This window comes from Herpetosiphonaceae bacterium (genome assembly GCA_036374795.1).
Lineage (GTDB): Bacteria > Chloroflexota > Chloroflexia > Chloroflexales > Kallotenuaceae > LB3-1.
Genome location: DASUTC010000112.1, coordinates 17,570 through 43,071 on the forward strand (window position 1 = coordinate 17,570; position 25,502 = coordinate 43,071).

Consider the following 25,502-nt stretch of genomic DNA (forward strand, 5'->3'; position numbering starts at 1 on the left):
GTCACAGATCCCCTCAGGCGAGATTCGGGCACTCGTATATGTGAACATCATTAACGCGATCATCACCTTCCAGCGGTTTGCATAAAACCTGAACGCTCGGCATCCTGCCTTGCATGAAAGCCTCTTCCGCAGATCGACCTCGGCGCGTCATGAGGCGGTCGATCGAGCTATGGGGCGGCTGGAGGCCGTGGGTTTAAACCGCCCAGTCGACCCCGAAGCCACGACCGGGACAACCGGCGACCAAAGGTGCGGCGCTTGCCGTGCACATGGGCCAGGTGGAGGCAACCGATCCCGATACCACCGTGGAAGATCGGTGCCAGCACTGGGCTCATGCTTCGGCGGCGCTATTCGTTCCGCCACATGAGTCGTGCCATTCGTCGGGTCAGCTGGACCAAAAAAAAGACGCGGGGTGCGCATGAACCAGACGAGCAGCTCCGACAAGGCTTCAGGGAATGGATGGCACATCAGCCCGTCGCGCCCTTCATGATTCTAATGATCGCGGGACCAACCTCACACCCCGCGTGGAGCACGGGCCTATGGGCAGGTGCCACGAAATATTTCGGCACATACACCGATCATTGCCGCCTTGCGTACGAGGGTATGGGACCAATCAGGGCGCTCGCTGGGGCGAGAGATACGGCTGCATGTGTGGTCTAGCTGACACCCGGCCTGGTGCCGTGGTTGCAACCTGGACAAGTTGTGGTGAGGGATCAGCGGAGCGGATATGCAAGCGCTTTGAAAGAGCCTTTGATCTAGCAGCGGCATGAGCGTTGAACAATCAAGCTCTTGGATGCAAGGGCTGCATCCAAGAGAGGCCGGAAAATCTTGTCCTGTCGTTCAACATCTACGCCTGCGCTGTCATGCCGGTGATGCCGAACAAGCCGACTGGGGAGCACCGGTTGTAGCGGTATCTTCAGGCCACGTGCGACAAGTCTAAGACTATGCAGCCTGAACCAGAGTCGGTTGGATCTGCATCAGCGGTGTGGCCGAGCTACTCGCCTTGCCGATCATTTCGCCTGGAAGATAGGATTGCAACAGCGACAGCAGCGCATCACAGGCAAGCGTCGTCGATGCAAGCTGGAGCAAGATCGTTCTGGCATGCTGATAATGTCGCTGTGCCTCAGCCATCAGGTACAGGACCGCGCCCGTCTTGATAATCAGGCCGCGCGCCTGGGCTTCAGCCACAGGATCGCTCGCTGCTGCCTGTAAGGAGGCTGCAAGCATCTTGCGATCCTCCGGCGACGCGGTACTCATCGCATACGCCACCGGCAGCGTCCAGCGATCGGGATCGCGGAGATCGCTGAGGGATTCGGAGGTTGACCAAAGACCGCTGAGATCGTCGCCGATCTGGATCAGCACTCCGAGGTGAAAGCCGAACTGGCCGAAGCTTTCGATCACCTGCTGATCATCGGTCGCCAGCCTGGCACCCGAGCGACTTGCCAGCGCGAAGAAGTGGCCCGACTTCGCCTCGGCGATCTGCCAGCACTCGTCCAGAGTTGGCTGGCGCATCGTCAGATCGTGATGCTGACCAGCGCACATGGTCAGGATCGTCTGGTTGAAATCGCTTCTGATCGTACGAGCCGTTTGAGCGCTCACGCCGATATCGAGCAGGGTTTCCAACGCCTCATGGCTGCTGGTGAGTAATCCGGTCGTGATATTGACCGCCGGCCCCATACCCCACTGCGCCCACGCGCCATCGGGACGATCATCATCCTCGATTGCATCCAGGATATGCAAGGCCCTGTACAAAATCTGCCATGCCGCGCCCACGGCGTGCGCCTGCTCATGAACGCCACCTGCTGCCGCGCAGCAGAGATCGGGAAGACTCATCAACGAAGGATTCTGGTGGGAGTCCGACTGAGGCAGATGTTTCTTTGGCAGACTGGCATGCAGCGCATCCACATAGCGCGCGTCAACCTTGGATGTATCTGCCAGCACGTGCATCTGGGGCGGAGCCGCAGGGGCGGGCGGAGCCCAGGCCAGCAGAGAAAGCTTCAATGCCGGATTACACCAACGCTGCCACTGCCCATCGCCACAGCAGATCGCTAGAATAGCTTCTTTGACGTCGTCATCCAGTGCCGAGCATGCCGTGTTAAGCATGCGGGCAGTATCGTGCTGCATCTGAGACGCGAAGACTGAGTCCGTAACCATGTTCTGAACGAGCCGTACCAGGTCCATAAACCACCTGCGAGCTGTTAGGGTCGCTCGCGCACCGCCTATGCGGTATGTGAAAAAGGGGTATGACAATCGGCTACCGGACAAGGCAGGGGAGAGGGGAAAGCTCCGGCGTGAGGACAACGATAGACAGTGCCAAAATCGAAGCATTAAGCGGAAGGAAAGAGTGTGGCGATGAACTGCTTGATCAACTCGACATCAAGATCTTCCTTTCGTAGGTAATAGCTTGCCCCCGCCAACAAACTCTGCTGGCGAAACTCCTCGTCGTCGTAGCCGCTCAAGACGAGGATATGGGTGTTGTGGAGGACTTGCTTGATGCGTCGAGTGGCTTCAATGCCATTCAGCAGCGGCAAGGTAACATCCATGAACACAAAATCCGGGGTAAGCCGGAGGGCTAATCTAACTGCCTCTATACCATCAGCAGCCTCCCCAACCACAGCCCAGTTGCACTGGGTCTGGACAAGCTGACGTAAGAGCTTTCGGTAGGAATCAGTATCATCAACAATAAGAAAAGAAATAAATGTAATCACAAGTCTTACATGCGTGGGAGTAAACTGTGGTGGGGTACTCACCGTTAAGACACGCATGTCCTATGTGGTAACCTTATGGCCCAACTGTAACAGAGGGGTTAAATCAGGACCAGCCCCCCTGCGACAGTTTAAGCTTACCAGATTTGGCAAGCCGGTACCTGTCGTTTGCGACAGGTCCGATCGCGGATCTACCTGATGGATGCGTCGTCAGAAACTGATACAACTACCGACCTCCATGAATCAGCTTTAGATTGGTAGGCCTGACCCAATCATGCGACGAGTGCCACACCTGTTCTACTGTATGTATTCCTCATAAGAGGATCTTTGCAAAACTTCTGCGAGTTGTTGACAATTTTTTTCCTATTTCTTATACTAGGGCTGGGCCATAGACATAACCAGAAGTCATCAAGGAGTTCCTCTGCTAGGGCTGGGTCCTAGACATAACCAGAAGTCATCAAGGAATTCCGCACGCCCACCATCGATTTTTGGCAACATATCAACGTACAAACAGAAAAGGGGAATCGCCATGCACAGCCCCTTATCTCATCGCACACTGCTCTTCGCCCCTTTTATCGTCATCGTCTTCAGCCTACTCGGGATTGGCTGGTCGGTACGAGCACTCATCAGCAGCCCATATACGGGGGCTGATTGGTCACAAAGCACGGGCGCGGTGATTGCTGTCGATGTTGATGGTCCAGCGAATGGACTGATCCAGGTTGGGGACCGAATCATTGCCATCGATGGCATTCCTCTTCATGCGGCATCATCTCACGCCACCAAAGCTGTTGGCGACACAATCCAATTTCAAATATCCCGTTCCGGGATCATAAGCGACGCTCAAGTTCGTTTGCAAGCTGCACCGCTGCTGGTAACACTGCGGCGACTGATGCCCGTGATAGTTGCGATCACCTTTTGGCTCGTCAGCGTGGTAGTGCTGGCGCTCAAGCCGACCGGAACGCAGAGCTGGCTCTTCCTGCTCTTCTGTCAGGTATTTGTTGGCGCGCTGGTATTTGGCGCAGTCAACTTCACCGGTAGGCCCTGGACAGTGCGCCTCTTTCAATCACTGCTCTGGTGGGTTGGCCCGATTACGATTCATTTTCATCTCTACTTTCCTCTGTCGTTGCAATCACGCTATACCCGGCTCAGTATATTGGCGTGCTACCTCATCGCCGCCCTCGGGAGTGGGCTGCCCTTGGTTGGCTCGTCGCTGCAGGAGGGTGGCCTACCCTCAGGCTTCTTCTCCGGCAGCCTGATCTGGATGACAGCCTGCCTGCTCAGTGTCGTATTCTTGCTCTGGCAGGCGTATCGCGGAGCCACCACGCTTGAGATTCAGCGGCAACTGCGGCTCGTGGCGCTTGGCGGGGGCGTGGCATTTATCTCGTTTCTGATTCTGCTGCTGGTGCCCTACGCGCTGATTCATCAACCACTGCTGCCCTATGACATCGCCTTCTTGCTGCTCATGATCATCCCGATCACGTATGGCTATGCGATTCTCAGCTACCGCCTGATCCAGCTCGACTCCTATGTCAGCCGGATCGCAGCCTATATGCTGGTCCTTTCAACACTGATCAGTATGTACCTGGTGCTTAACATTGCCCTCACGAAAGTGATACCCGCCACCGGGCAGCAGCAGGCAACGGCGAATCTGGTGACAATCGTCGCGTTGACGAGCACATCGATCCCATTGTACCGACGACTCCAGACGATCGCCAACTATGTGTTCTACGGCGGCTCGTACGATTACCGATCGGCGGTGCAGCTGGTGAGCCGCACGCTGGATCAACCGCGCAACCCCGAGGTCTTGCCTCAGATTTTGTGCAGCAGCATTCAAAAAGCCATGCAGCTGGAGTGTGTGCGCCTGCTCCTCCTGAATGCAACCGGCATGTTCACACAAGCCGGGCTATCCTGCCAGCAGTGCGTCGGGGAGCAAGATCAGGTGTACCTGAAAACGACCAGTCAGATCGCCCAATACCTGCGCGACCATCCGTACCCGGTTTACACCTCGGAAATGCACACGCACTTGAACGACCAGGCGCTCTCAGCGCATGAAATACGGCTGTTAGGCTACGAGCACACCTGGCTCTGGATACCTTTGTTTGCTGGTAGTCGCCTGCTTGGTCTCTACATTATGGGTCCTAAGCGCGGCAGCGAAGTATTCGATGTCACCGACCTTGAGATCGTGCAGGTCATTATGCGCCTGTCGAGCGTTACAATGCAAAATATCCAGTTTATCGATGAGCTACAACAACAGGCGGCTGAGAAAGAAAAGCTTCACCAGCAGGTAATCAACGCTCGCGAGGAGGAGCGCAAGCGTGTGGCGCGGGAACTCCACGATCAGATCATTCAATCGCTAGCCAGCATGAACTACCAGCTGACCAATCTCCGTAGCCAGCTGAGCCCGGATCAGGGGGATCAAGTTGTTGAGGTGCAATCCAACTTGCAACAAACGCTGGTCGATGTGCGACGCATCTGCGCCGATCTGCGTCCGCCCGCCCTTGATAATTTGGGTCTGGTTTCTGCGGTGCGGTCACGGCTGCGGGCGCTGCAGCAGCAGAGTTCGATCGAAGCTTTCCTGCATGTGAGCGGCGATCCGCACCAGCCGATTCCTGAGGACGTAGCGCTCACGCTGTTTCGCGTGATGCAGGAGGCACTGAACAACGTTCTAAAACACGCGGAGGCGCAGACCGTCGAAGTGCAGATCTATATCCAGCCAGACGAAATCTGTCTCGTCGTGCGGGATGATGGTAAAGGCTTTCACGTTCCGCAACGACTTGGTCAACTGATTGAAGACCATCATTTTGGTTTAGTTGGGTTGCGCGAACGGTTAGAAATGATTCGCGGTACATTGTACGTATCTTCTTTAACTGGAGAAGGCGCTTGTATCCGTGCAACCGTTCCTTTAACACCGCTAGCCAATTCCCCGCATGAAGGAATCGTACGGCCATGACTGATCCTCTTTCTCATAAGGCCATACCAGAATCACACCGGCTTCGAGTTGTCGTCGCCGATGATCATCCGATTATGCGCTCTGGCATCGCCAATGAGCTGCGGCGACATCCCGATATCGAGGTGATCGGCGAGGCTGTTAACGGTGATCAAGCCTTAGCGCTGGTCCGCTCATACGACGTAGATGTGCTGGTGCTGGATGTTAATATGCCAGGGCTGAAAGCGCTGCATCTGCTGCGCGAGCTTGAAGCCCTGCGCAGCCCGACCCGCGTCTTGATTATCACGGGGCAAAATGACTCCGAATACGTCATCACCCTGATCAAGTCGGGCGCCAAGGGGTACCTTCTGAAAGACGAGGAGCCTGCCACGATCACCACCGCTGTGCGGACTGTCGCCAGGGGCAAAACCTGGCTCAGCCCGCAGGTGCTTGATACCGTGCTCGACCACACCGTCCGCGATACCGATACGCTGGACGAGCCTGAGCTGAGCAGCCGGGAAACCGAGGTCCTGCGCCTGCTCTCAGAGGGACGGTCGAATCAGGAGATCGGCGAGCAGCTCGGTATTAGCGAACGTACCGTGCGCTTTCACCTGCGCAATATCTACGATAAGCTCGGCTTGAAGCGCGGCCAGGCCATCGCGTGGGCCGTGCGTAATCGCTTAGGCGAAGAGTAGCGCGCGCAGCCGCGCCCAATCGGGTGCGACCTGACGAAAACAACTGCCACGCGCCTGTCGTTGATGACAGGCGCGTGGTGCTTTTAACGGCAAGGCAAAACTGTCGCTGGTGTCGTTGTATCTACCACTGCCAGGTTATACAAATAACAGTAACAAAGGCTATCCATCACGCTCATGCACAGTCTCAAAATTCACATAATATCTGTGGCGCTGGATGATGGACGTGATGGATAGCCTGCTCCCTGAGCCCTACTGTATGCCCGCTGATCACAGCCAAAGGAGGATAATCATGGTACTCCGCGCTCGTGTCCATGAATCGAAGCCGATGGTTGGGATGATCCTGGCATTTAAGAATCATCCATCACATCCCCTAGCGGCGATTCCAGCCAGAGTTATTTATGTCTGGCCGCGCTTTCGCTCCGGCGACTATTTAGTGACCCTGGAATATGATCGACCGATCAAGTTCAAGAATGAGTTTATTACCCGCATCGACGCCTTCATGAGCGAATTGCAGCCAGGCTACTGATTCATCGCTCCAAGATGCTCGCCTCGCCCCTCCCACGCCATGAGCAGATATTGTTAGATGTGCCGCCTGTCCAGCAGAGCGGCTCGGGCGCACCTGCACCACGATCTGCCATTTCCATGTCGAGAAACCTATCGCAAACGACAGGGGAGATATGCCGTAAACGGTGGGTAAAACTGTCGTCTCGGTCGTTGTTGCGCCATCGGGCAGCGTGATACAACAATCGCAGAGGCGCTGAGGCGAGCTCTCAGCCCGATCATAACCAGTCACCAGTACCGTACTGAGTCCTGCTGATTCGCAAACGTTGTCGCTCTGTATTTCACATGTAGGTTACATCATGACTGTATCTTTTGGACATGTACGAAGATCGGTCTTTGGCATCTCAATGCGCGAGACGACCGTGGCCCGTCGCGGCTTTCGGGTCGATCAGGCGGATGTGCGGCTGCGCCTGGAGCGCGTCGGGCAAACGTTTCTGCTGGGCTACCATGCCGCGATCAAGACGAGCGCGCCCCTCACGCTTGCCCACCAGCTCGACGAGGTTGAGTCCGAGTTTCGCGGCTTTGCCTATGAGGGCGCAGGCATGGGACTGGCGCTGCTGGATCAGCTGACACCGTGGCGGCCCTATCGCGTGCAAGCCTTTCTGGAAGGTCCCGGCAACCATCACGCGTACATGATTCATGTGGGCATCGGCTGGATGTGGGCGCGGCTCTGCTGGCGGATCGAGCGACCGCTTGCCAAGCTCGATCCAATGCTGCGCTGGCTGGCCGTGGATGGCTACGGCTTTCACCAGGGCTACTTCCACTGGCAGAAATATATTGTCGAGCGGGCGATGCCGCCACGAATCTCGGGCTACGCGCAGCGGGCGTTCGACCAGGGCCTTGGACGCAGCCTGTGGTTTGTCGAAGGGACCGACATCCCTCGCGTTGTGAACAGGATCGAGTCGTTTCCCTCGGAGCGACAAGCCGATTTGTGGAGCGGTGTCGGACTAGCATGCACCTATGCGGGCGGCGTGGATCGAGCGGCGATCGAAGCGTTGCAACAGAGCGCGGGCGCATATCGGGTACACCTCGCGCAGGGCGCGTCCTTCGCTGCCAAAGCGCGGCAGCGGGCTGGCAATCCAACCAGCCATGCAAACATGGCCTGTGAGGTGCTGTGCGGTCGCTCCGCCGATGATGCCGCCCATGTAACCGACATCGCCCTTGCGCAGCTACCCGCCGACGGTGCCGATCCGATGTATGAGATCTGGCGTCGGCGCATTCGCGCCCATTTTGCTGAGGAGGCTGTGACATCATGACCGGACCAGGAAGCTTTCTTCGCCGCTTTAGCACGCGGCTGGTCGCGCTTGCGATCATCGCCGCACTCTACTCGTTGACCTGGCCGCCCGCGTATGCCCAGAGCCAGCGTGACGAGCTTGCCGCTCAATTCGACTTTAGCTACACCCCGTTGCCCGAAGTGCCTGGCCTGCCGCTCAAATCGATCCGCAACGTCAATCCCAGCCTGAAGCAAATCTCGGCCTGGATCTCCTCGGTCGGCGCGTCGATCGCGCTCAACGATCTGGACGGCGATAGCCTCGCCAACGATGCATGTTATGTCGACACACGGGTGGATCGGGTGATTGTCGCGCCGGTGCCAGGAACGGGCGAGCGCTACCCGCTCTTCACCCTTGACGCCGCGCCGCTGCGCTTTGATCCCGCGACGATGGCACCTATGGGCTGCCTGCCGGGCGATCTCAACGAAGACGGGCTGATGGACGTGGTGGCCTACTACTGGGGCCGCACGCCCGTTGCCTTCATCCAGCAATCTCGCGTCGCGGAGCAGCCGCTGTCATCCGCAACCTACGCCCGCCAGGAGATCGTGCCGGGCGAGGAGCGCTGGTTTACCAACGCCGCCACCTTTGCCGATCTGGATGGCGACGGTCATCTCGACCTGATCGTCGGCAATTACTTCCCCGACGGCGCGCATATTCTGGATGCCAATTCGAAGCATCCCGAGCAGATGCAGCATTCGATGTCACGGGCTTATAACGCCGGATGGAAGCATTTTCTGCTCTGGTCGGGTGCGACGAGCGGCGCTCATCCCTCGGTGAGCTTCACCGACACACCGCTGCGCATCGATGACCGGATGCTGACCGGCTGGACTCTCGCCATCGGCGCAAGCGATCTGGACGGCGATATGCTCCCCGAACTGTATTTTGCTAACGACTTCGGCCCCGACCGGCTGCTGCATAACCGCTCCACGCCGGGAAGGCTGGATTTTGTGCCGCTCCTGGGCGAACGAACCATCACCACACCCGGCTCCAAAATCCTGGGCCATGATTCGTTCAAAGGCATGGGTGTGGACTTTGGCGACCTGAACCGCGACGGCCTGACAGACATCTTTGTCAGCAATATCGCCACCGAGTACGCCCTGGAAGAAAGCAACATGCTCTTTGTTAACACGGGCCAGTTCGACAAGATCCGCAGCGGGACCGCGCCCTTTGTGGACGAGAGCGAGCCGCTCGGGCTATCGCGTGGCGGCTGGGGATGGGATGTCCGCCTCGACGATTTCAACAATGACGGCGTGCTTGAAGCGCTCCAGGCGACAGGGTTTATTCGAGGTTCGGTTAATCGCTGGCCTGAGCTGCAAGAGCTGGCGATGAGTAGTGACGAACTGCTCGCCAATCCCAAGAGCTGGCCGCGCTTCGAGGAAGGCGCCGATATTGCCGGACATCAGCACAACCCATTCTTTGTCCGGGCTGGTGATGGGCGCTACTACGATCTGGCCGCTGAGATCGGCGTTGACGAGCCGCATGTAACCCGTGGTCTGGCAACGGCGGATGTGGACGGCGACGGCAGCCTGGATCTTGCGATCGCGAACCAGTGGTCTGCCTCGGGCGTGTACCGTAACCAGAGCCCGAACACCAATGCATTTCTTGGGCTGCGGCTACGCTTACCCGTCGGCACCAGCACGACGGCGAGCATCCAGGCTCAGTCGGGATTGGTGGCGCTGGGTCATCCGGCAGTCGGCGCGACAGCAACCGTGCACCTGCCTGACGGTCGCACCCTGGTGGCGCAGGTCGACGGTGGAAATGGTCATTCCGGCAAGCGCAGCTCGGATCTCCACTTTGGCCTGGGCGATGTGCCGAGCACGACACCGCTACAGGTCAATCTGCAATGGCGCGACACCAGCGGCACGATTCACCGCGAAACCACCTATCTCACGGCGGGTTGGCACACGATCCAACTCGGCTCTTAATCACAAAGGAAGTGCATCATGGCGACACAGGTTCTGGAAGATCGATCAACTCGCCTGGCAGGATTACGCCGCTTCGCCATCGCGATCACGATCTTGAATGTTATCGGTCGCTTAATTCTCGGCTTTGAGCCATCCTGGGCGCATCTGCTGGTGGCTATCGCGACCACCTATACCCTGGAGTTGCTCTATGAAGTCTTGAATGCCTGGCGCGACCGGCGACCCGTGGCGTTCAGGGGCGGGATCAGGAATCTGGTGGATTTCCTGCTGTCGGCGCATATCGCTGCCTGCGCGGTGTCGATGCTGCTCTACCCGAACGATCGGCTGCTCCCGATTGTGTTCGCCGCTGCCGTCGCGATCAGCTCGAAGACGCTGATCCGCGTTGCGGTGGGCAATGGCTCGCGGCACATCCTGAACCCGTCCAACTTCGGCATCACGATCACCCTGCTCTGCTTCCCGTGGGTCAGTATCTCGCCGCCCTACCAGTTCACGGAAAATCTGGCCGGCCTGGTTGATTGGCTCTTACCGGCGCTTATTATCATGACCGGCTCCATGCTGAACGCCAAATTCACCCGTCGGCTGCCGCTGATCGCGGCCTGGCTGAGTGGCTTCGCAGCACAGGCGCTGGTACGCAACCTGATCTTTGGCACGGCGTTTCAAGCGTCGCTTGGGCCGATGACCGGCGTGGCATTTATTCTCTTCACCTTTTACATGGTGACTGATCCGGCAACAACGCCGAGCAGCGCACGAGGACAGATCGTGTTCGGCCTTGCCATCGCCACATTCTATGGCCTGCTGATGACACTGCATATCGTCTTCGGCCTGTTCTTCGCCCTAACAATCGTCTGCCTCGGTCGCGGGTTGATCCTGTACCTGAGCCAGCAGGTCCAGCAGTTCGCGGATCGCAAGGTTGCCGCACCGTCACTCGCCGTGGCGACCAGCAACGAGCAATAAGACGTGGGCTTGTGAGCGTCGGGCGTGGCGCTCGCAAGCCATATATGCTACAGCGCCCGCAGCATGATTCAAAAGTGTTTGATCTTCTAGGCATCTATCAGGAGGGCTTGTATGTCGTTAATCAGGGTTCCCAGTATTGCCTTCACCACGTATATCGACGTGTTGCCAGATCAGGTGTATGCGATCCTGACCAGCAGCAAGGGCTGGGATACGTGGTTTACCTACAGAACCCGGATCGACCCACAGGCAGGCGGCCAGATCCAGTTTTACTGGAAAGATTTCGGGCCATATCACCTGACGCTGCGGGCGAACGGGATTGTGCTTGAGGCCGAGCCAAACCGCAAGCTGATGTTCCAATGGATCGTCGCGAGCGTGCCGACGACTGTCACGATCATGCTGGAAGAGCTTGAAGGCGGCACGCTCGTGAAGCTGACTGAGGAAGGCCACACCGCGACGGATCAGGATCTGGCGGTATTAATCGACTCGGCTGCCGGCTGGGGCGAGGCACTCACACGCTTGAAATATTACCTGGAATACGGAGTAACCTACGGCGTCGTACCCCACGCGGTGGGCGCCAAGCCATCACTGACCGACCAGCGGGTGTTCAAGCGCGTGGTGGTGGTCTGATTCTCGTCGAGCGTCTGAGTTAATCGCAGCACGCCTGTCCAGAGCGCGCTGCCGGAGGCAACTATGCGTGCCTATGAGTATAGCCATATCGTGGGCTTTGAGGAAACCAATCTCGTCGGCAACGTGTACTACGCGAACTATATTCGTTGGCAAGGCCGCTGTCGTGAACTCTTCCTCCGCGATCACGCGCCCTCGGTGCTCAACGATCTTTCCCAGGGTCTTGCCCTGGTGACGACACGAGTCAACTGTGAATTTTTATCGGAGCTGTTCGCGCTGGATGAGATCGTGATTCGGATGCAGCTGGGAGCGCTGGTGCAAAACCGGGTCACGATGATCTTTGAATATTGGCGACGATCAAACGACGGCGAGCAGCTAGTAGCGCGCGGCGAGCAGCAGATTGCGTGTATGCGCCGCAGCGGCGAAACATTAGGTCCCGTGCCGGTGCCACACGCACTGCGCGAAGCATTACGGATGTATGAAGCGGCCTAGCGGGGCAGGGAGAAGATCAGCATGTCGGACATGACGTATCACCCGGAGCTGAAGCTATCGCTGCCGTCGCAACATTCCAGCTTCAGCGTAGCCATGCAGCCGCTCCAGCGCCAGCTTGCCTGGAGCATGGCGGCGATCTCGGCACTCGCCGGTCTTACGCTCGCGATCGGCAGCGGCGATGGCATGCCGGTCCACCTGGTTCAATCCTCGCTGGTCTTTGTCAGCCTGGGCCTGTGCTTCCTGATCTGGGGTTTCCACACGCTGGGTCTGCGTAGACTCTTTTAAGCAGCATGGTATAGCGCTAAAAAGAAGGTGATGACAATGGCGATTTATGAACAGAGTACCTCGTCATTCGGGCAAGGATGGATGCGAAGGTTGAACGGATCATGGCACAAGCCAGCCCTGATGGTCTTTCTGGTGATCGTGCTCGCGCACTGGGTAGAACATCTGGTGCAGGCGTATCAGGTGTACGGCATGCACTGGCACCGCAGCGTTGCCGGCGGCGCGCTTGGCCTCGTCTTTCCCTGGCTCGTCTCGTCGGAGTGGCTGCACTACGGCTATGCGATCGTCATGCTGATCGGCTTCATCCTGCTGCGTCCCGGCTTTGTAGGCCGTAGCCGCACCTGGTGGGACATCGCGCTCGTCATCCAGGTCTGGCACCACTTCGAGCATCTGCTGCTCCTGATCCAGGCCTTGACTCTCACTCCCTTCTTTGGCGCAGCGGCGCCCACAAGTCTTCTTCAGCTGGTCTTCCCACGCCTGGAGCTGCACCTGTTCTACAACGCCGTGGTGTTTGTGCCGATGGTGATCGCCATGCTCTACCACCGCTATCCCTCGGTAAAGGAGCTTGCATTGACGACCTGTAGCTGCGCCGTCCATCAAAGGCCGTACGTGTCGGCTCCATAGTAGCCGTCGGCCCGCGCATCTGCAACCGGCTGATCACCGGCCTAACCATCCGCTCCGACTGAGCCACCGGGAGCGTTCTGTCGCTGACGACGCTCCAGGCTTCGGCGCTCGATGCAGACGTACGAGCGTCCTGAGGATCGCTGTGCTCAAAAACGCCTTTGGGAACATCGGTTCGCTGAATAGAGAAGGAAAGCACCATGTTTGCTAACGCGCTGACCGCTCCTGTTTTCGATGGTGAAAGCACATCGGCACCTAACCTGGAACGTTTATCGTCAGGCTGCCGTGCGAATACCAAAGCTGCCCGCTGGGATGCCGTCCAGCGAGTGATTCGGGCAATGTACGAGCGATTGGACGAACCGCTTTCGTTGAAAGATATGGCGGATGTCGCCATGTTAAGCCCGTATCATCTTAACCGCATCTTCCGCAATATTACCGGGATTCCGCCGCGCCGGTTCCTGGCCGCGCTGCGCATCGAAGCGGCCAAGCGGCTCCTATTGACGACGGACCTGAGCGTGACGGAGGTCTGCTTTGAGGTCGGCTATAACAGCCAGGGAACCTTTACGACGCTCTTTACCCAGTTCGTCGGCGTGTCGCCGCGCCAGCTCCGGCGATTTGCCGATGACCACGCGCTGCTCGATGTCGAAGGCTTTGTCGAGTATGACGATCAGATCCTCGATCCGCTCCATGCTGGTCCTTGCGTGACCGGCCAGATCAGCACGACCGCCATGATCAACGGCCCGATCTTTGTCGGCCTCTTCTCGACGCCGGTTCCCCAGGGCAGACCGGCTGGCTGTATCTGCGCCACGCAGCTAGGAACATTCGCGATCCCGGATGTGCCGGACGGCCACTATTACGTTTGCGCCGTGGCATACCAGCAGCACGCCGATTCGCTGGAGTACCTGCTGCCCGATCAGTCGCTGTTGTATGTGGGTGCGACGCGAGACCCGCTGACCGTGAAAGACAGCCAGATTATTAAAGGCAGTGCCGATGTCAGGCTACGCCGGGCCAGCCTGATCGACCCGCCGATTCTAACGGCGCTCCCGTCGTTCATGGCGCAGCACACGCTGGCGAGTAGCATTGCCGCTGCCTGACCCGACTGAACGCAGTGATTGAATCACGTTCCTGAACGATGCTGCCGGTACCGCGCACCATGTGGGCGGTACCGGCAGCACCAGATCGAGCCGGGAGCCATGCTGAACGGTATATGATCGATCATTGGTCTGGCGGCGAAACTTGGCAAGTTCAAAGAAGATCGCATGCCGGATCTCCTCTATCATCCCTATCAACAGGTAAGTCCATCACCACTACTGAAGACAAACCCGCCACAAACGTTGGCGCGCGCTTACGCGCAGGAAGCAGGGGCGGTGAGAAGGGAAGTGCTGCGATGACAGTTGATCCACAAAACTTTCGCTCGACTATGAGCATGTGGGCCTCAGGCGTGGCGGTTGTGACGACGAGCGACGGTACGGTGCGAGCTGGATTGACCGTGAGCGCGTTTACGTCGCTCTCGCTCTCACCCACGCTGATCCTGGTCTGTATCGATCGCCAGAGCAGCAGCCTGGAAGTCATTCAGCGCACCGGGGTCTTCGCGGTCAATATTCTGGCCGAAGACCAGGCCGAGATTTCGCAGCGTTTTGCGTCGCGGCGGGTTCAGGATAAATTCGCGACCGAGCAGTGGCACAGAGAAGCTACGAGCGCGCCGATCCTTGACGGTGCGCTGGCCTGGCTGGACTGTGAGCTATGCTCGTGCTACGACGGCGGCGATCACCTGATTCTGATCGGACAGGTGTTGGCTACCGGAACCAGGACGGTGGATAGCGGCCCGCTGCTCTACTATCGCGGCGGGTACCAGCAGTTCGAGAAAGTCAGGCTGGCCTACCAGGTATAGACCGCACTGAGCAACATCGATCAGCAGGATCGCTGAAATCCTGCAATGCCAACAAACTGACAGCAACCGGGGCGGAGAATGGTCCCGACTATGTGGTTGGAGAGGGATTATGGCCGAACATATATTTGACCAATTTACCAGGCAAGCCAGGCAAGTCATGCAGTTCGCCAGCGAAGAGGCCCGCGCCTTCAATCACCCCCACATCGGGACCGAGCACATTTTGCTAGGGCTGCTGCATGAGAGCGAGGGCATCGCGGCACAGGCGCTTGCCGACCTGGACATCAAGCTCGTTTCGGCGCGACAGACCGTGGAGTTCCTGGTTGGCACAGGCCACGGATCGACGTATATCGAGCATCCGCTGACGGCACGAGCGCTCCACGTGATCGACCGCGCCTATGAGGAAGCTGCCCGGCTCAATCAAAAAGAGGTGAGCAGCGAACATCTGCTGCTCGGTCTGCTGCGCGGTGGTGAAGGTCTAGCTACCGGCGTGCTCGACATGCTAGGCGTTTCGCCGGATCAGGTGCGTCATCAGGTGATGCAGGCACTCCGCGATTCTGGACCGCCAGCGGCGATGTCATCCAATCGCTCCAGCAGCTACCCCAGCCGCAGCGCCAGCGCCAGCGCCAGCGCTAGCGCCAATCAGAGCCAGAGCAAAACGCCCTATCTCGATGTGCTCAGCATCGATCTGACCCAGTGGGCGACGGCTGGGCGGCTTGATCCGGTGATTGGCCGCATCCAGGAGATCGAGCGGGTGATCGAAATTCTGTCGCGGCGCACCAAGAATAACTCCGCGCTGATCGGCGAGCCTGGCGTTGGCAAGACGGCCATCGTGGAAGGGCTAGCCCAGCGCATTGCTTCCGGCGATGTGCCCGACACGATTAAAGGCAAGCGCGTCGTCTCGCTGGATATGGGCGCGCTGGTGGCGGGCACCAAGTATCGCGGCCAGTTCGAGGATCGGCTGAAGCGGGTGATCGATGAGATCAAGGATACGCAGTGCATCGTGTTCATCGATGAGTTTCACACGATCGTCGGGGCGGGCGGCGGTGAGGGATCGCTGGACGCGGCGAACCTGCTCAAACCCGCACTGGCGCGTGGCGAGATCCAGCTGATCGGTGCGACCACGGTGTCGGAATATCGCAAGCATATCGAGCGTGACGCCGCGCTGGAACGTCGTTTCCAGCCGGTGCTGGTGGAGCAGCCAACCGAAGAAGAAGCGCTCAATATTCTGCGCGGCATCAAGAGCCGCTACGAAACCTTCCACCAGCTCCAGATCTCAGAAGACACGCTTAAAGCAGCCGTGACGCTCTCGGCGCGCTACCTGCCGGATCGCTTTCTCCCCGATAAAGCGATCGATCTGCTGGACGAGGCTGCCGCGCGGGTGCGCGTGTTTCGTCCCACGACGCCGCCATCGCTGCGAACGGCCCGGCGCGGACTGGAGGCGATTCGCAAAGAGCAGAGCGCGATCAGCGAGCATCAGCAGCCGGATCTGGCGGCCAGCCTCCGTGAGCGAGAAGCGCGTATGCTCGACTGGATCGCGCAGCTTGAGCACGCGCTTGGCGTTGGGCGAGACGGCGAAGCTTCGCAGCGGCCCTACGTCACCGAGGGAGACGTCGCCGAGGTGGTGAGCCGCTGGACCGGCATTCCGGTGCAACGGCTGCAAAGCGACGAAATGAGTCGTCTGCTCAACATGGAGGCTGCGCTGCATGAGCGGGTGATTGGGCAGCATGAGGCGATCACGAAAATTACCAATGCGGTACAGCGGGCCAGAGCGGGCCTGAATGATCCCAAGCGTCCAATCGGCTCGTTTATCTTCCTGGGACCAACCGGCGTCGGCAAGACCGAGCTGTCGCGGGCGCTGGCGGAGTTTCTCTTTGGCTCTGAGCATTCGCTGATCAAGATCGATATGTCGGAATTCCAGCAGTCGCACAACCTGGCGCGGCTGGTCGGCTCGCCTCCCGGCTATATCGGCTATGGCGAAGGCGGCCAGTTGACCGAGGCGGTACGACGCAGGCCGTATGCGGTGGTGCTCTTCGACGAGATCGAGAAAGCCCATCCCGATGCATTCAATCTGCTGCTCCAGGTGCTAGAGGACGGCCAGCTCACCGACGGCCAGGGACGGCGCGTGGACTTCCGCAACACGATCATTATTATGACCTCAAACGTTGGTACCGATCAGATTCAGCGCGTGTCGCGGCTGGGCTTCTCGAATCTGGGTCGGAGCGACATCGATGCCGACGATGTGCGGCTGCGGGTGGACGGCGCGCTCAAGCAGCTGTTCCGTCCGGAATTTTTGAACCGCGTGGACGCGACGATTATCTTCCCGCCCCTGACCAACAACGAGATTCGCCAGATCGCCATGCTGATGATCAAACGGACGGAGCAGCAACTTAAAGAGCGCGATCTGTTCCTTGAGGTCCGCGAAGATGCCTACGAGCTGCTGGTCGAGCGCGGCTACGATCCGGTCTTCGGCGCTCGCCCGATGCGGCGCGTCATCACCTCCTTGATCGTGGACCCGCTCACCAAAGGCATCCTTGAGGGACGCTTCAGATCCGGCGATACCGTGATCGTCACGACGACGACAGCGGAGGATGGCTCGATGGAGCTTCAGCTCCAGCCGCTGCATGATTTCAACGATCTGATGGCCGAAGAAGGCATTCCCGCTTAGAACGTCCGCCACCGAGCGCGAGGCCTGCGGCACAAGCCCAAGCCTCGCGCTCCTGGCATTTCCGGAAGCCGCCTCACGAAATCGTACGAGGAGCTATGTCATGCGGCACCGCTACGATCGATTAACCCATGCACTCCAGGTCGTTTGCCGGGCGAGCGTTTGCTTACTGGCCCTTGGTCGCGCAGCAGCGGGCTGGGCCGCGCGCAGCGCCTGGTACTCCATCACGAAACGGCCACATTCCTGGCAATCGCTGCTAGGCGAAACGGTGGCTGAGCTGTGTGAATCGCTCGGCACAACCTATATTAAGTTCGGCCAGCTGCTCAGCACCCGCTACGACCTCATCCCATCGGCTATCCTCAAGCCGTTGGAGCGCCTCCAAGATCGCGTCGCTCCCTTTGATCCCCGGCACGTTCCGGAGATTCTTACCAGGGAGCTTGGCACTGCCCCAGGAAATGTTTTTGCGACGTTCGATGCGCAGCCGATCTCCAGTGCCAGCGTCGCCTGTGTGTATCGGGGAACGCTCCATAGCGGCCAGGCGGTTGCGGTCAAGATTCGTCGTCCCGGTATTATCCGCATGGTTGACACCGACCTGCGGCTGATGCGCTGGACCGCCGGCCTGATGGTACGCATCCCGGCGCTTCGCTCGGTGCCGATGGTTGAAGTCATCGACGAGCTAGGCGAAGCGATCACGCAGCAGCTCAATTTCCGCCATGAGGCCGACCATAACCGCCGATTCCGCAGCCACTTTGCCCATGATCAGCACGTACGCCTGCCAGCCCTTGTCGAGGAATATTGCACCGACGCGGTGCTGGTCATGGAGTTTCTACCGGATCTGACCCATATTAACGAGCTGTATGAGCGGGGCGTGGATTGTCGCAGCTCGATCGTGACCGCGCTCAAGGCGTTGTACCAGATGATTTTTATCGATGGTTTTATCCACTGTGATCTGCATCCTGGAAATATGTATTTTCAGAGCGATGGTCACGTCACTTTTCTGGACACGGGCTTCGTGAAAAAGTTTACCCCGGAGGAGCAGATCCTCTTCGCCAAGTTCTTCTTTGGGATTGTCACCAATGGCGGGCAACAATGCGCGACGATCATGCGCGACATCGCGCTATCGGTGCCACCAGCATTCGAGTATCCTGAGTTTGAGCGCGCGGTCTGCGATCTCATCGCCCGCAGCACCAAGACTCGCGCCGATAAGTTCCAGGTCGCCGGCTTCGCGATGCAGCTCTTCGATATTCAACGACGCTTCGGATTACGCGCCTCACCAAATTTCGTAATGGCAATCCTTGCGCTGCTGGTCTTTGAAGGAATCGTTAAAACGTACTGTGCCGATCTGGACTTTCAGCGCGAAGCTCAGCCGTTTCTGCTCAAGGTACTGATCCCGGTGTGGTCACGCCGAGCAAGCGGCACGACAGCCCAGGTAGAGCCGACAGCAGCGGCAGCCACGCCCGCGTAAAACACCATGCATCATCAACATCCGCTTGTGCGCGGCTCACGAGCTGCTACGAAGGCGGTCTGTGGGCGGCAATCGCTGCTGGTTTAGCTTACCAGCAGCGATTGTAGCTGCGGCGTATGATTGCCGCCGATATGGAACTGATAGTTAATCTGAAGAAACGCAGCTAACGGGATCACGCCGAACGGCGTTGGGTGCGTGCGGCCCAATACGTCAGGGTCCAGCGACCGAAGAAACACGTGATTACCACCAATCGCCGCAGCCAGGCTCAGCTTAAAGCCCGTCACCGGGGTTGTCTGCCATTCACGAATCCAAAATGGATCGTGGGTATGGATCGGCACCGGCGTGGTCGAATCGGCATCAAGGTAGAAGCTGGCCCACAGCGGAACCCGCTGCCACGAGCCGATGATATGCGAAAGAATTTCGCGCCCTGTCCAGCCGCCTCGTTCACGCGTATCAAGCTGCCTGGGAGTGATTTGGGCGAAGAGGTCGACTTGTGCCTGCCCGACCATATCCACCAGTGCGATCAGATCGGGAAGCGTTGGCATTGATGCCACACTCAGTGCATCAGGGAGCGTTGTCATACCAACTCCTTTCGTGCATACCGTGATGGGTGCGGCAACAGCGCGCACCCATCGAATGCATGTGTTCCATTAGTTAAGGCAGGGTACAACAAAGCTGGGGTGATAGCCAGGTTAGGAGCTTGGAGCATCGGGCTTTGCCGCAGGTGCCGATCACGTCAGCACTTGCTGCCCGCGCTGGTTTTAGCCTGCGTTATCGTAGGCGAGCTTGATCCACGCGACCAGCTCGTCGTCAACCTCCGACTCGTCGGTCAGCTTCACTTTGTGGGAACAGATATCTCCAGGGGGCAGCTCAATCAGGCGATCGGTCGGGGGCATGCCCTTCTTGTTCATGCCGACCTCGAAGCGCGTATTCGTGGCCGGGCCGATGGTAGCGAATTGTTTTTTCCGGCGCAGGCTGAGGTATGTTTTCTTCGGGGCGATCTCGAACGGGCCAAATTCTTGGATGCGAGCCATTAGCTTTTCGTGGATCGGGCGGAGTTTTGCTTTAGCACCTGCGTAGATTCGATCCAACTCCGGGTCGCTGGTCGGCTGGGTTTCCAGAACGGTTTCCGTGGCTTCCATGAGAGATTCTCCTTCTGACGGCGTGAAGCGAGAGGCTTCGAATCTTCCGTCACAGCTCCACATCCTGAAACTGGATGAGGTTGATTGATAGGTACTCTAGCAGATGCAGCGGCCAGGCAACAGCGCGCTCACGACAGTTTTAGGCTACCAGCTATGGCAGATGCTTCCTGTCGGACTCGACAGGTGCCAGGCCGTGCAGGCGTGCTGTGGGGCGTCAGCCGCTCAAAAAACCAGTGCTACAGGAGCGGTTGGTCACAGCTCTGCTGCTGCGGCTTTGGAACGCTGGAGATCGATCCAGGCTGCAAGCTTCGCGACTGTCGGACGATCAAAGAGCGTGCGTACTGGGACGTTTAGCTGAAATGTCTCGCGGACCCAGGCAATCAGCCGGATGCCCAGCAGCGAATTCCCGCCAAGCTTAGTGAAGCTGTCATGGATGCTTACCTGTTCCCGACCAAGCAGTGCAGCCCATTGCCCGGCCAGCAGCTCCTCGGTCGGGGTGCGTGGCGCGATGATGTCGCGATCGGGCTCCGAGACGGGAACATTGAGCGCCAGTAATCGCTGGCGATCGATCTTGCCGTTGGGCGTTTGTGGCAGCGTATCCAGCGGTACGAACCCGCTCGGCACCATATAGTCGGGTAGCCGCTGCTGGAGAAAGCGGCGCAGCTCCTGGGGAGCGCAGCGAGCAGAGAACCTGGCAGAATCGAGCTTGGGATTGGCTGCTGGTTGTTCGTTGTTCTGCTCCTGCGCCTCCTGGCTCTCAACGATGTAGGCTACAATCTGTTTCGCCCCAAGGGCACCCGCCTCACGCACCAGGACAATCGCCTCGCGCACGGCAGGATGCTGGCGCAGCACCGACTCGATCTCGCCCAGCTCAATGCGAAAGCCACGCACTTTCACCTGATGGTCGATCCGGCCCACAAACTCGATCAAGCCATTCGACGTATAGCGCACAAGATCGCCCGTACGGTACATACGGCTCCCTGAGCCCGCCGGAGCTGTTGTGGCAAATGGATTCGGCACAAAGCGCTCAGCGGTCAGATCCGGGCGATTACGGTAGCCACGGGCCAATCCGTCGCCGCCAATGAACAGCTCGCCGGGAACGCCCACCGACACGGGCTGCATCTGGCGATCCAAGATATATAGCTGCGTATTGGCGATCGGCTCGCCGATCAGAACGGATTCCGCTCCAAGCGGCGTGGCAGCCGACCAGATCGTAGTTTCGGTTGGCCCGTACATATTCCAGACCGCACCTGCCTTGGCCCGTAGCTGCTGCGCCAGATCCTGCGGGATCGCTTCGCCGCCGCACAAAATGCGCAGCGTGGGATCGCCGCGCCAGCCCGCATCCAGCAGCAGCCGCCAGGTAGCAGGCGTGGCCTGCATCACGGTTGCCTGCGAACTCGCCAGCGCTGCCAGCAGTTGATCGGCGTCTGCGGCGGCGCTGCGACTGACCAAGACAGTCCTCGCGCCGACGGTCAGCGGCAGGAAGATTTCGAGGCCGGCAATATCAAACGAGATAGTCGTGACCGAAAGCAGCGTATCCTGCTCGGTCAGGCCGGGTCGCTGGCGCATCGCATGGAGGAAGTTGACCACCGCGCGGTGAGGAATTTGTACGCCCTTGGGCTTACCGGTCGAGCCGGAGGTGTAGATGACATAGGCCAGATTGTCGGGCAGCGCCTCTGGCACCAGCGGGTCGGATGCTTGTTGTGCGACCATCGGCCAATCCCGATCAACACAGATGATCTGCGCGCTATGTTTGGGCAGCGCAGGCATCAACTGTGCTTGAGTCAGCAGCAGCGTCGCTTGACTCTCTGAAAGCATATAGGCCAGTCGCTCGGCGGGGTAGGCTGGATCGAGTGGGACATAGGCGCCACCCGCTTTCAGGATGCCCAACAGTCCGACGATCAGGTCGATCGTGCGCTCCATACAGATCGCCACCAGCGCATCCGGGCAGACACCGCGCTCACGCAGGAGACGTGCTAGCTGGTTACTCCGCCGGTCAAGCTCGGCATAGGTAATCTGCTGCCCGTCGCAAACCACGGCGATACGTTCAGGCGAACGAGCGGCCTGCGCTTCAAACAATTGATGCAGGCAGTACGTCCGCGGGTAGTCGGCGTCGGTTCGATTCCAATCAACCAGGATGCGCTGGTATTCGGCGTCAGGCAGCATCGGCAGCACCCCGATGCGCTGGTCTGGCTGTCTAGCAATGGCGGTGAGCAGGGTTTCAAAGTGGCCCAACATTCGCTCGATCGTCGCCGGATCGAACAGATGGGTGTTGTACTCGGCGGCGACGCATAGCCCCTGCGTCGCCGGTTGTACCGATACGTTCAGGTCGAACTGGGCAGCCTGGCTGGAGACGAGCTGGGGCGTGAGCGTCAATCCCGCGAATGCAAGATCAGCTACTGGCGGCTGAAGCATAAACATGGCCTGGAAGAGCGCGGGACGGCTGAAATCAGGCTCCGGCTGCACCAGCTCGATGAGCCGTTCAAACGGGAGATCCTGGTGTGTATACCCCTGAATCGCTACCTGGCGCACCCGATGTAGCAGCTGGCGAAAGCTGGGATTGCCGCTGAGATCGCTACGCATGACCAGCGTGTTACTGAAGACGCCAAGCACATCCGCGATCTCTGCTCGGTTGCGATTGACGATCGGCGTGCCGATTGCCAGGTCTGTCTGCTGGGAGTAGCGGTACAGCAACACGTTGAAGGCCGCCAGCAGCACCATGAAGAGCGTCGCGTCTTCGGCCCGCGCCAGATCCTCGAGCGCCGGGCTCAGACGGGCGGACATCACGCGACTCTGCACGGCACCACTAAAGGTTGGCGTCGCGGATCGAGGCCGATCTGTCGGGAGTTCGAGCGCCGGAAGCGCTGCCAGCTGCCGCTGCCAGTACTCTACCTGGTTGCTAAGCCTGTCGGCTTCCATCTGCTGGTGCTGCCAGACAGCAACATCCACATACTGGATCGGCAGCTCGGGGAGATGTGCCGTTTGGTCGGTGGCAAATGCGCTGTACAACGATGCAAGCTCACGCATCAAGATATGGATTGAAGAAGCATCGGCGATAATCTTGTGCAGCGTGAGCAGCAGCAGCGCTCGATCGTCGCTGCGCCGCAGCAGGCAAGCCCGTACAAGCGGGCCGCACTGAAGATCGAAAGGACGTTGCGCTTCCTGAGCTGCCAGATCAAGAGCGAGCGCCTCGACCGTCGTCGCCGACTCTGCCCGTAGATCGATCTCACTGAGCGGAAACGTACTCTGCGTGGCAAGAACCTGAACCGGCAGATCGTCGGTCGCGTGAAACGTCGTCCGTAACGCTTCATGCCGCGCAACCAGAGCATCCAGCGATCGTTGGAGAACCGCGGGATCGATCTGACCGCTGATGTCATACGCCTGTGAGACATGGCACAGGCCCAGCGCTGGCGCGTATGCTTCGAGCAACCAGAAGCGCCGCTGCGCAAACGATGTTGGAAATATAGCCACTGCCCTGCTCTGACGCGGGATCTGCGGTGGTTTGGATACGACCTGCGCTTTTTGCTGTTGGCGCTTGCGAAAGCTCGCTATCCGTGGGTCCGAGGAAAGCTGTGCCAGCGGGCGTACACGATTGTTCTCGCTCATGCATGTTTCCTTGTGATATGGACGAGCTTTTGTCGGTCAGCAATGCGTGCAAATCGTCGTCCGACCAGTCAAGGGAAACAGGCGCTTTCTAGCTTGTCGAAAGCGCCAGCTTCTGATGTGTATGCTTGAGCAACTAGACTTTTTGCAATCCACTTGCTTCAAGATAGCCCACCAGCGCCTGCAAAAACTCCTCCATATGATGATCGCCGTAGAAGTGATCGCCATCACACATGTGAACGTGGAAGCTGCCGGTGGTGTACGGCTTCCATGTCGACAACACTTGCGGATCGATGACCTGGTCGTGGATGGAGGCGAAGGCCGTGATCGGGCAATCGAGCGGTCGATCGAATGGAGGAAGATTCTGCTCGGCCAGATCAGCCGCATACATCATCGACGGCAGGCGCGAGAGCACATACTGATGCTCAGGCGATTCTGCCGGGAAGTAGCTCGTCATGATGTTTATAAAGTTGGATGTGCGCATAAACGCAATCGTTGGAGCCTGCTGATCCGGCGCTGGATACGTCACGACAATCAGATGCGCAATCTCGACGTTGTGGGTGGCACGTAAATAGCGCGCCGATTCGTAGGCCCATAGTGCGCCCAGGCAGATACCGCAGAAGATCAGCTTCTGACCGGCGCGGCTCTGCTCGACAATCGACTCGGACAGGGTGGCGATCACCTGCTGAACGTCGTTATACTCTTCCCCTTCCGGCAATTGGACGGCACATAATTCAAGCGATTCGGGCAGGAAGTTGACCCATCGATCGTACATAAAGGCCTCAGCACCGGCGGGCGGGAAACAGATCAGCCGCGCTTCAGCCTCTGGTCGCGGACGGGGAAACCGGAGCCACCCGTCGGACGAAACAAATAGCTCGTCATTTTCAACGAACCAGGTACCCGGTGATACATCGGCAGTGTCGGTCATGGTGTGCTCCTTTCAGGGGTTTTCCTCATTGATATGACCTACGCACAAGATATGTTTGTGCCGATCGATAGATGGCCGCTCTATCGAAGCATCCTGGCACGAACAACAATCACTAGTTGTGTTAAGAGAAAGAGCTGAAGGCTGGCTTCAAAAAGTGGCCGGATGCGCATGTCAATTCTCGACTCGTGATGAGTTCTTGGATCACAGCCATGACGCAACGCCCCACCACGAACGAGAGGACCAGATCCAGACGACCGCTATGACCGAGTACAAAGCCGCTAACCGGCAACCAATACGACGACACCAGCTATGATGTGTGAACGGTTCCTCTCGACCTTGACATAGCTAGTGTACGATGAGTGTCTGGATAATACTTCTTGTATGTTGCTGACTCCAAGAAAAGCACCTGATCTTGTGAATAGATGCAAAGATAGAGAAGCTGCTTAAGCGTCAGGATGTTACCGTCTGGATGTGTTAAAGAAGGTAAACGGATCGCGGTGCATTAAAGAAAAGCTCTTCATTGCGACACAGATCGAGCAGGGTTAGCTCGAAATACCGAAGATGTTCTCAAGCCACACCGACCGCTGGTATGGCTCGACCGGGAGGTGCAGCATGAGGAATCGGGGTCGTGAGTGCGCACCTCCCGGCAAGCCTGTGAGTCTCCAACACGAGTGCTATTACCGCTCAATAATAGGCAGGATCAGGTAGGACACGTGATCTTGATCGTGATACACACGATTGATGCTTTGCTGGAGATCGTC

The 25,502-nt window shown here is 58.5% G+C and carries 20 protein-coding genes; 14 read left to right on the top strand and 6 right to left on the bottom strand.

All coding sequences use genetic code 11. The annotated features are described in order from the left end of the window. Window positions 1-939 precede the first annotated feature (939 nt). Complete coding sequence (locus VFZ66_07525) at window positions 940-2,298, bottom strand: polyprenyl synthetase family protein (protein ID HEX6289024.1); 1,359 nt, start codon at window positions 2,296-2,298, stop codon at window positions 940-942. A 26-nt stretch (window positions 2,299-2,324) separates the two neighbouring features. Beyond that, the gene (locus VFZ66_07530) at window positions 2,325-2,705 is read right to left on the bottom strand and encodes a response regulator transcription factor (GenBank protein ID HEX6289025.1); all 381 of its coding nucleotides are present in this window, start codon (window positions 2,703-2,705) and stop codon (window positions 2,325-2,327) included. Between the two features lie 526 nt (window positions 2,706-3,231). Here VFZ66_07530 and VFZ66_07535 point away from each other — a divergent pair. The 14 genes from VFZ66_07535 (at window position 3,232) to VFZ66_07600 (ending at window position 19,068) form a co-directional block, all read left to right on the top strand. Beyond that, window positions 3,232-5,652 carry a histidine kinase gene (locus VFZ66_07535; GenBank protein ID HEX6289026.1) on the top strand — a complete coding sequence of 807 codons (2,421 nt, stop codon included), beginning with the start codon at window positions 3,232-3,234 and terminating at the stop codon, window positions 5,650-5,652. Further along, window positions 5,649-6,323 (top strand): response regulator transcription factor, encoded by a 675-nt coding sequence (locus VFZ66_07540; GenBank protein ID HEX6289027.1) that lies wholly within the window; start codon window positions 5,649-5,651, stop codon window positions 6,321-6,323. Before VFZ66_07535 ends, VFZ66_07540 begins: the two co-directional genes overlap by 4 nt. A 289-nt stretch (window positions 6,324-6,612) precedes the next feature. Next, window positions 6,613-6,849 carry a hypothetical protein gene (locus VFZ66_07545; protein ID HEX6289028.1) on the top strand — a complete coding sequence of 79 codons (237 nt, stop codon included), beginning with the start codon at window positions 6,613-6,615 and terminating at the stop codon, window positions 6,847-6,849. A 334-nt stretch (window positions 6,850-7,183) separates the two neighbouring features. Continuing rightward, window positions 7,184-8,140 (top strand): DUF1702 family protein, encoded by a 957-nt coding sequence (locus tag VFZ66_07550; protein HEX6289029.1) that lies wholly within the window; start codon window positions 7,184-7,186, stop codon window positions 8,138-8,140. Next, entirely contained in the window at window positions 8,137-10,080 is a 1,944-nt protein-coding gene (locus VFZ66_07555; GenBank protein ID HEX6289030.1) for a CRTAC1 family protein, read from the top strand. The genes VFZ66_07550 and VFZ66_07555 overlap by 4 nt, the downstream gene beginning before the upstream one ends. A gap of 18 nt (window positions 10,081-10,098) precedes the next feature. Beyond that, window positions 10,099-11,031, top strand: coding sequence for an enediyne biosynthesis protein UnbU (locus VFZ66_07560; GenBank protein HEX6289031.1), 933 nt, complete (start codon window positions 10,099-10,101; stop codon window positions 11,029-11,031). Between the two features lie 111 nt (window positions 11,032-11,142). Continuing rightward, window positions 11,143-11,658, top strand: coding sequence for an SRPBCC domain-containing protein (locus VFZ66_07565; protein HEX6289032.1), 516 nt, complete (start codon window positions 11,143-11,145; stop codon window positions 11,656-11,658). Window positions 11,659-11,721: 63 nt separating this feature from the next. Further along, window positions 11,722-12,147, top strand: coding sequence for an acyl-CoA thioesterase (locus VFZ66_07570; protein HEX6289033.1), 426 nt, complete (start codon window positions 11,722-11,724; stop codon window positions 12,145-12,147). A 21-nt stretch (window positions 12,148-12,168) separates the two neighbouring features. Then, a complete protein-coding gene (locus tag VFZ66_07575) occupies window positions 12,169-12,432 on the top strand; it encodes a hypothetical protein (GenBank protein HEX6289034.1) in 264 nt (87 codons plus the stop codon). Between the two features lie 90 nt (window positions 12,433-12,522). Beyond that, on the top strand, window positions 12,523-13,053 hold the full coding sequence (locus tag VFZ66_07580; GenBank protein ID HEX6289035.1) for a hypothetical protein: 531 nt from the start codon (window positions 12,523-12,525) through the stop codon (window positions 13,051-13,053). Between the two features lie 374 nt (window positions 13,054-13,427). After that, entirely contained in the window at window positions 13,428-14,144 is a 717-nt protein-coding gene (locus tag VFZ66_07585) for a helix-turn-helix transcriptional regulator (protein HEX6289036.1), read from the top strand. Between the two features lie 293 nt (window positions 14,145-14,437). Further along, a complete protein-coding gene (locus VFZ66_07590) occupies window positions 14,438-14,941 on the top strand; it encodes a flavin reductase family protein (GenBank protein ID HEX6289037.1) in 504 nt (167 codons plus the stop codon). 109 nt (window positions 14,942-15,050) lie between these two features. Next, window positions 15,051-17,606 carry an ATP-dependent Clp protease ATP-binding subunit gene (locus tag VFZ66_07595; GenBank protein ID HEX6289038.1) on the top strand — a complete coding sequence of 852 codons (2,556 nt, stop codon included), beginning with the start codon at window positions 15,051-15,053 and terminating at the stop codon, window positions 17,604-17,606. A gap of 265 nt (window positions 17,607-17,871) precedes the next feature. Then, the gene (locus VFZ66_07600) at window positions 17,872-19,068 is read left to right on the top strand and encodes an AarF/UbiB family protein (protein ID HEX6289039.1); all 1,197 of its coding nucleotides are present in this window, start codon (window positions 17,872-17,874) and stop codon (window positions 19,066-19,068) included. Between the two features lie 83 nt (window positions 19,069-19,151). Here the strand turns inward: VFZ66_07600 and VFZ66_07605 are convergent, their stop codons facing one another. From VFZ66_07605 to VFZ66_07620, 4 genes are all read right to left on the bottom strand, one after another. Continuing rightward, window positions 19,152-19,649, bottom strand: coding sequence for a DinB family protein (locus VFZ66_07605; protein HEX6289040.1), 498 nt, complete (start codon window positions 19,647-19,649; stop codon window positions 19,152-19,154). Window positions 19,650-19,829: 180 nt separating this feature from the next. After that, window positions 19,830-20,210 (bottom strand): DUF5655 domain-containing protein, encoded by a 381-nt coding sequence (locus tag VFZ66_07610; protein ID HEX6289041.1) that lies wholly within the window; start codon window positions 20,208-20,210, stop codon window positions 19,830-19,832. Window positions 20,211-20,462: 252 nt separating this feature from the next. Further along, window positions 20,463-23,681 carry an amino acid adenylation domain-containing protein gene (locus VFZ66_07615; GenBank protein HEX6289042.1) on the bottom strand — a complete coding sequence of 1,073 codons (3,219 nt, stop codon included), beginning with the start codon at window positions 23,679-23,681 and terminating at the stop codon, window positions 20,463-20,465. Between the two features lie 268 nt (window positions 23,682-23,949). After that, window positions 23,950-24,741: a thioesterase domain-containing protein gene (locus tag VFZ66_07620; GenBank protein ID HEX6289043.1), complete on the bottom strand. Its 792-nt coding sequence runs from the start codon at window positions 24,739-24,741 to the stop codon at window positions 23,950-23,952. Window positions 24,742-25,502: the final 761 nt, after the last annotated feature.

What these genes read in the sequence shown, in the direction of transcription:
- VFZ66_07620 (HEX6289043.1), bottom strand. Translation starts at nt 24,741, where the DNA reads ATGACCGACACTGCCGATGTATCACCGGGTACCTGGTTCGTTGAAAAT.
- VFZ66_07540 (HEX6289027.1), top strand. Translation starts at nt 5,649, where the DNA reads ATGACTGATCCTCTTTCTCATAAGGCCATACCAGAATCACACCGGCTT.
- VFZ66_07610 (HEX6289041.1), bottom strand. Translation starts at nt 20,210, where the DNA reads ATGGAAGCCACGGAAACCGTTCTGGAAACCCAGCCGACCAGCGACCCG.
- VFZ66_07555 (HEX6289030.1), top strand. Translation starts at nt 8,137, where the DNA reads ATGACCGGACCAGGAAGCTTTCTTCGCCGCTTTAGCACGCGGCTGGTC.
- VFZ66_07605 (HEX6289040.1), bottom strand. Translation starts at nt 19,649, where the DNA reads ATGACAACGCTCCCTGATGCACTGAGTGTGGCATCAATGCCAACGCTT.
- VFZ66_07560 (HEX6289031.1), top strand. Translation starts at nt 10,099, where the DNA reads ATGGCGACACAGGTTCTGGAAGATCGATCAACTCGCCTGGCAGGATTA.
- VFZ66_07545 (HEX6289028.1), top strand. Translation starts at nt 6,613, where the DNA reads ATGGTACTCCGCGCTCGTGTCCATGAATCGAAGCCGATGGTTGGGATG.
- VFZ66_07575 (HEX6289034.1), top strand. Translation starts at nt 12,169, where the DNA reads ATGTCGGACATGACGTATCACCCGGAGCTGAAGCTATCGCTGCCGTCG.
- VFZ66_07565 (HEX6289032.1), top strand. Translation starts at nt 11,143, where the DNA reads ATGTCGTTAATCAGGGTTCCCAGTATTGCCTTCACCACGTATATCGAC.
- VFZ66_07570 (HEX6289033.1), top strand. Translation starts at nt 11,722, where the DNA reads ATGCGTGCCTATGAGTATAGCCATATCGTGGGCTTTGAGGAAACCAAT.
- VFZ66_07590 (HEX6289037.1), top strand. Translation starts at nt 14,438, where the DNA reads ATGACAGTTGATCCACAAAACTTTCGCTCGACTATGAGCATGTGGGCC.
- VFZ66_07550 (HEX6289029.1), top strand. Translation starts at nt 7,184, where the DNA reads ATGACTGTATCTTTTGGACATGTACGAAGATCGGTCTTTGGCATCTCA.
- VFZ66_07535 (HEX6289026.1), top strand. Translation starts at nt 3,232, where the DNA reads ATGCACAGCCCCTTATCTCATCGCACACTGCTCTTCGCCCCTTTTATC.
- VFZ66_07595 (HEX6289038.1), top strand. Translation starts at nt 15,051, where the DNA reads ATGGCCGAACATATATTTGACCAATTTACCAGGCAAGCCAGGCAAGTC.
- VFZ66_07585 (HEX6289036.1), top strand. Translation starts at nt 13,428, where the DNA reads ATGGCGGATGTCGCCATGTTAAGCCCGTATCATCTTAACCGCATCTTC.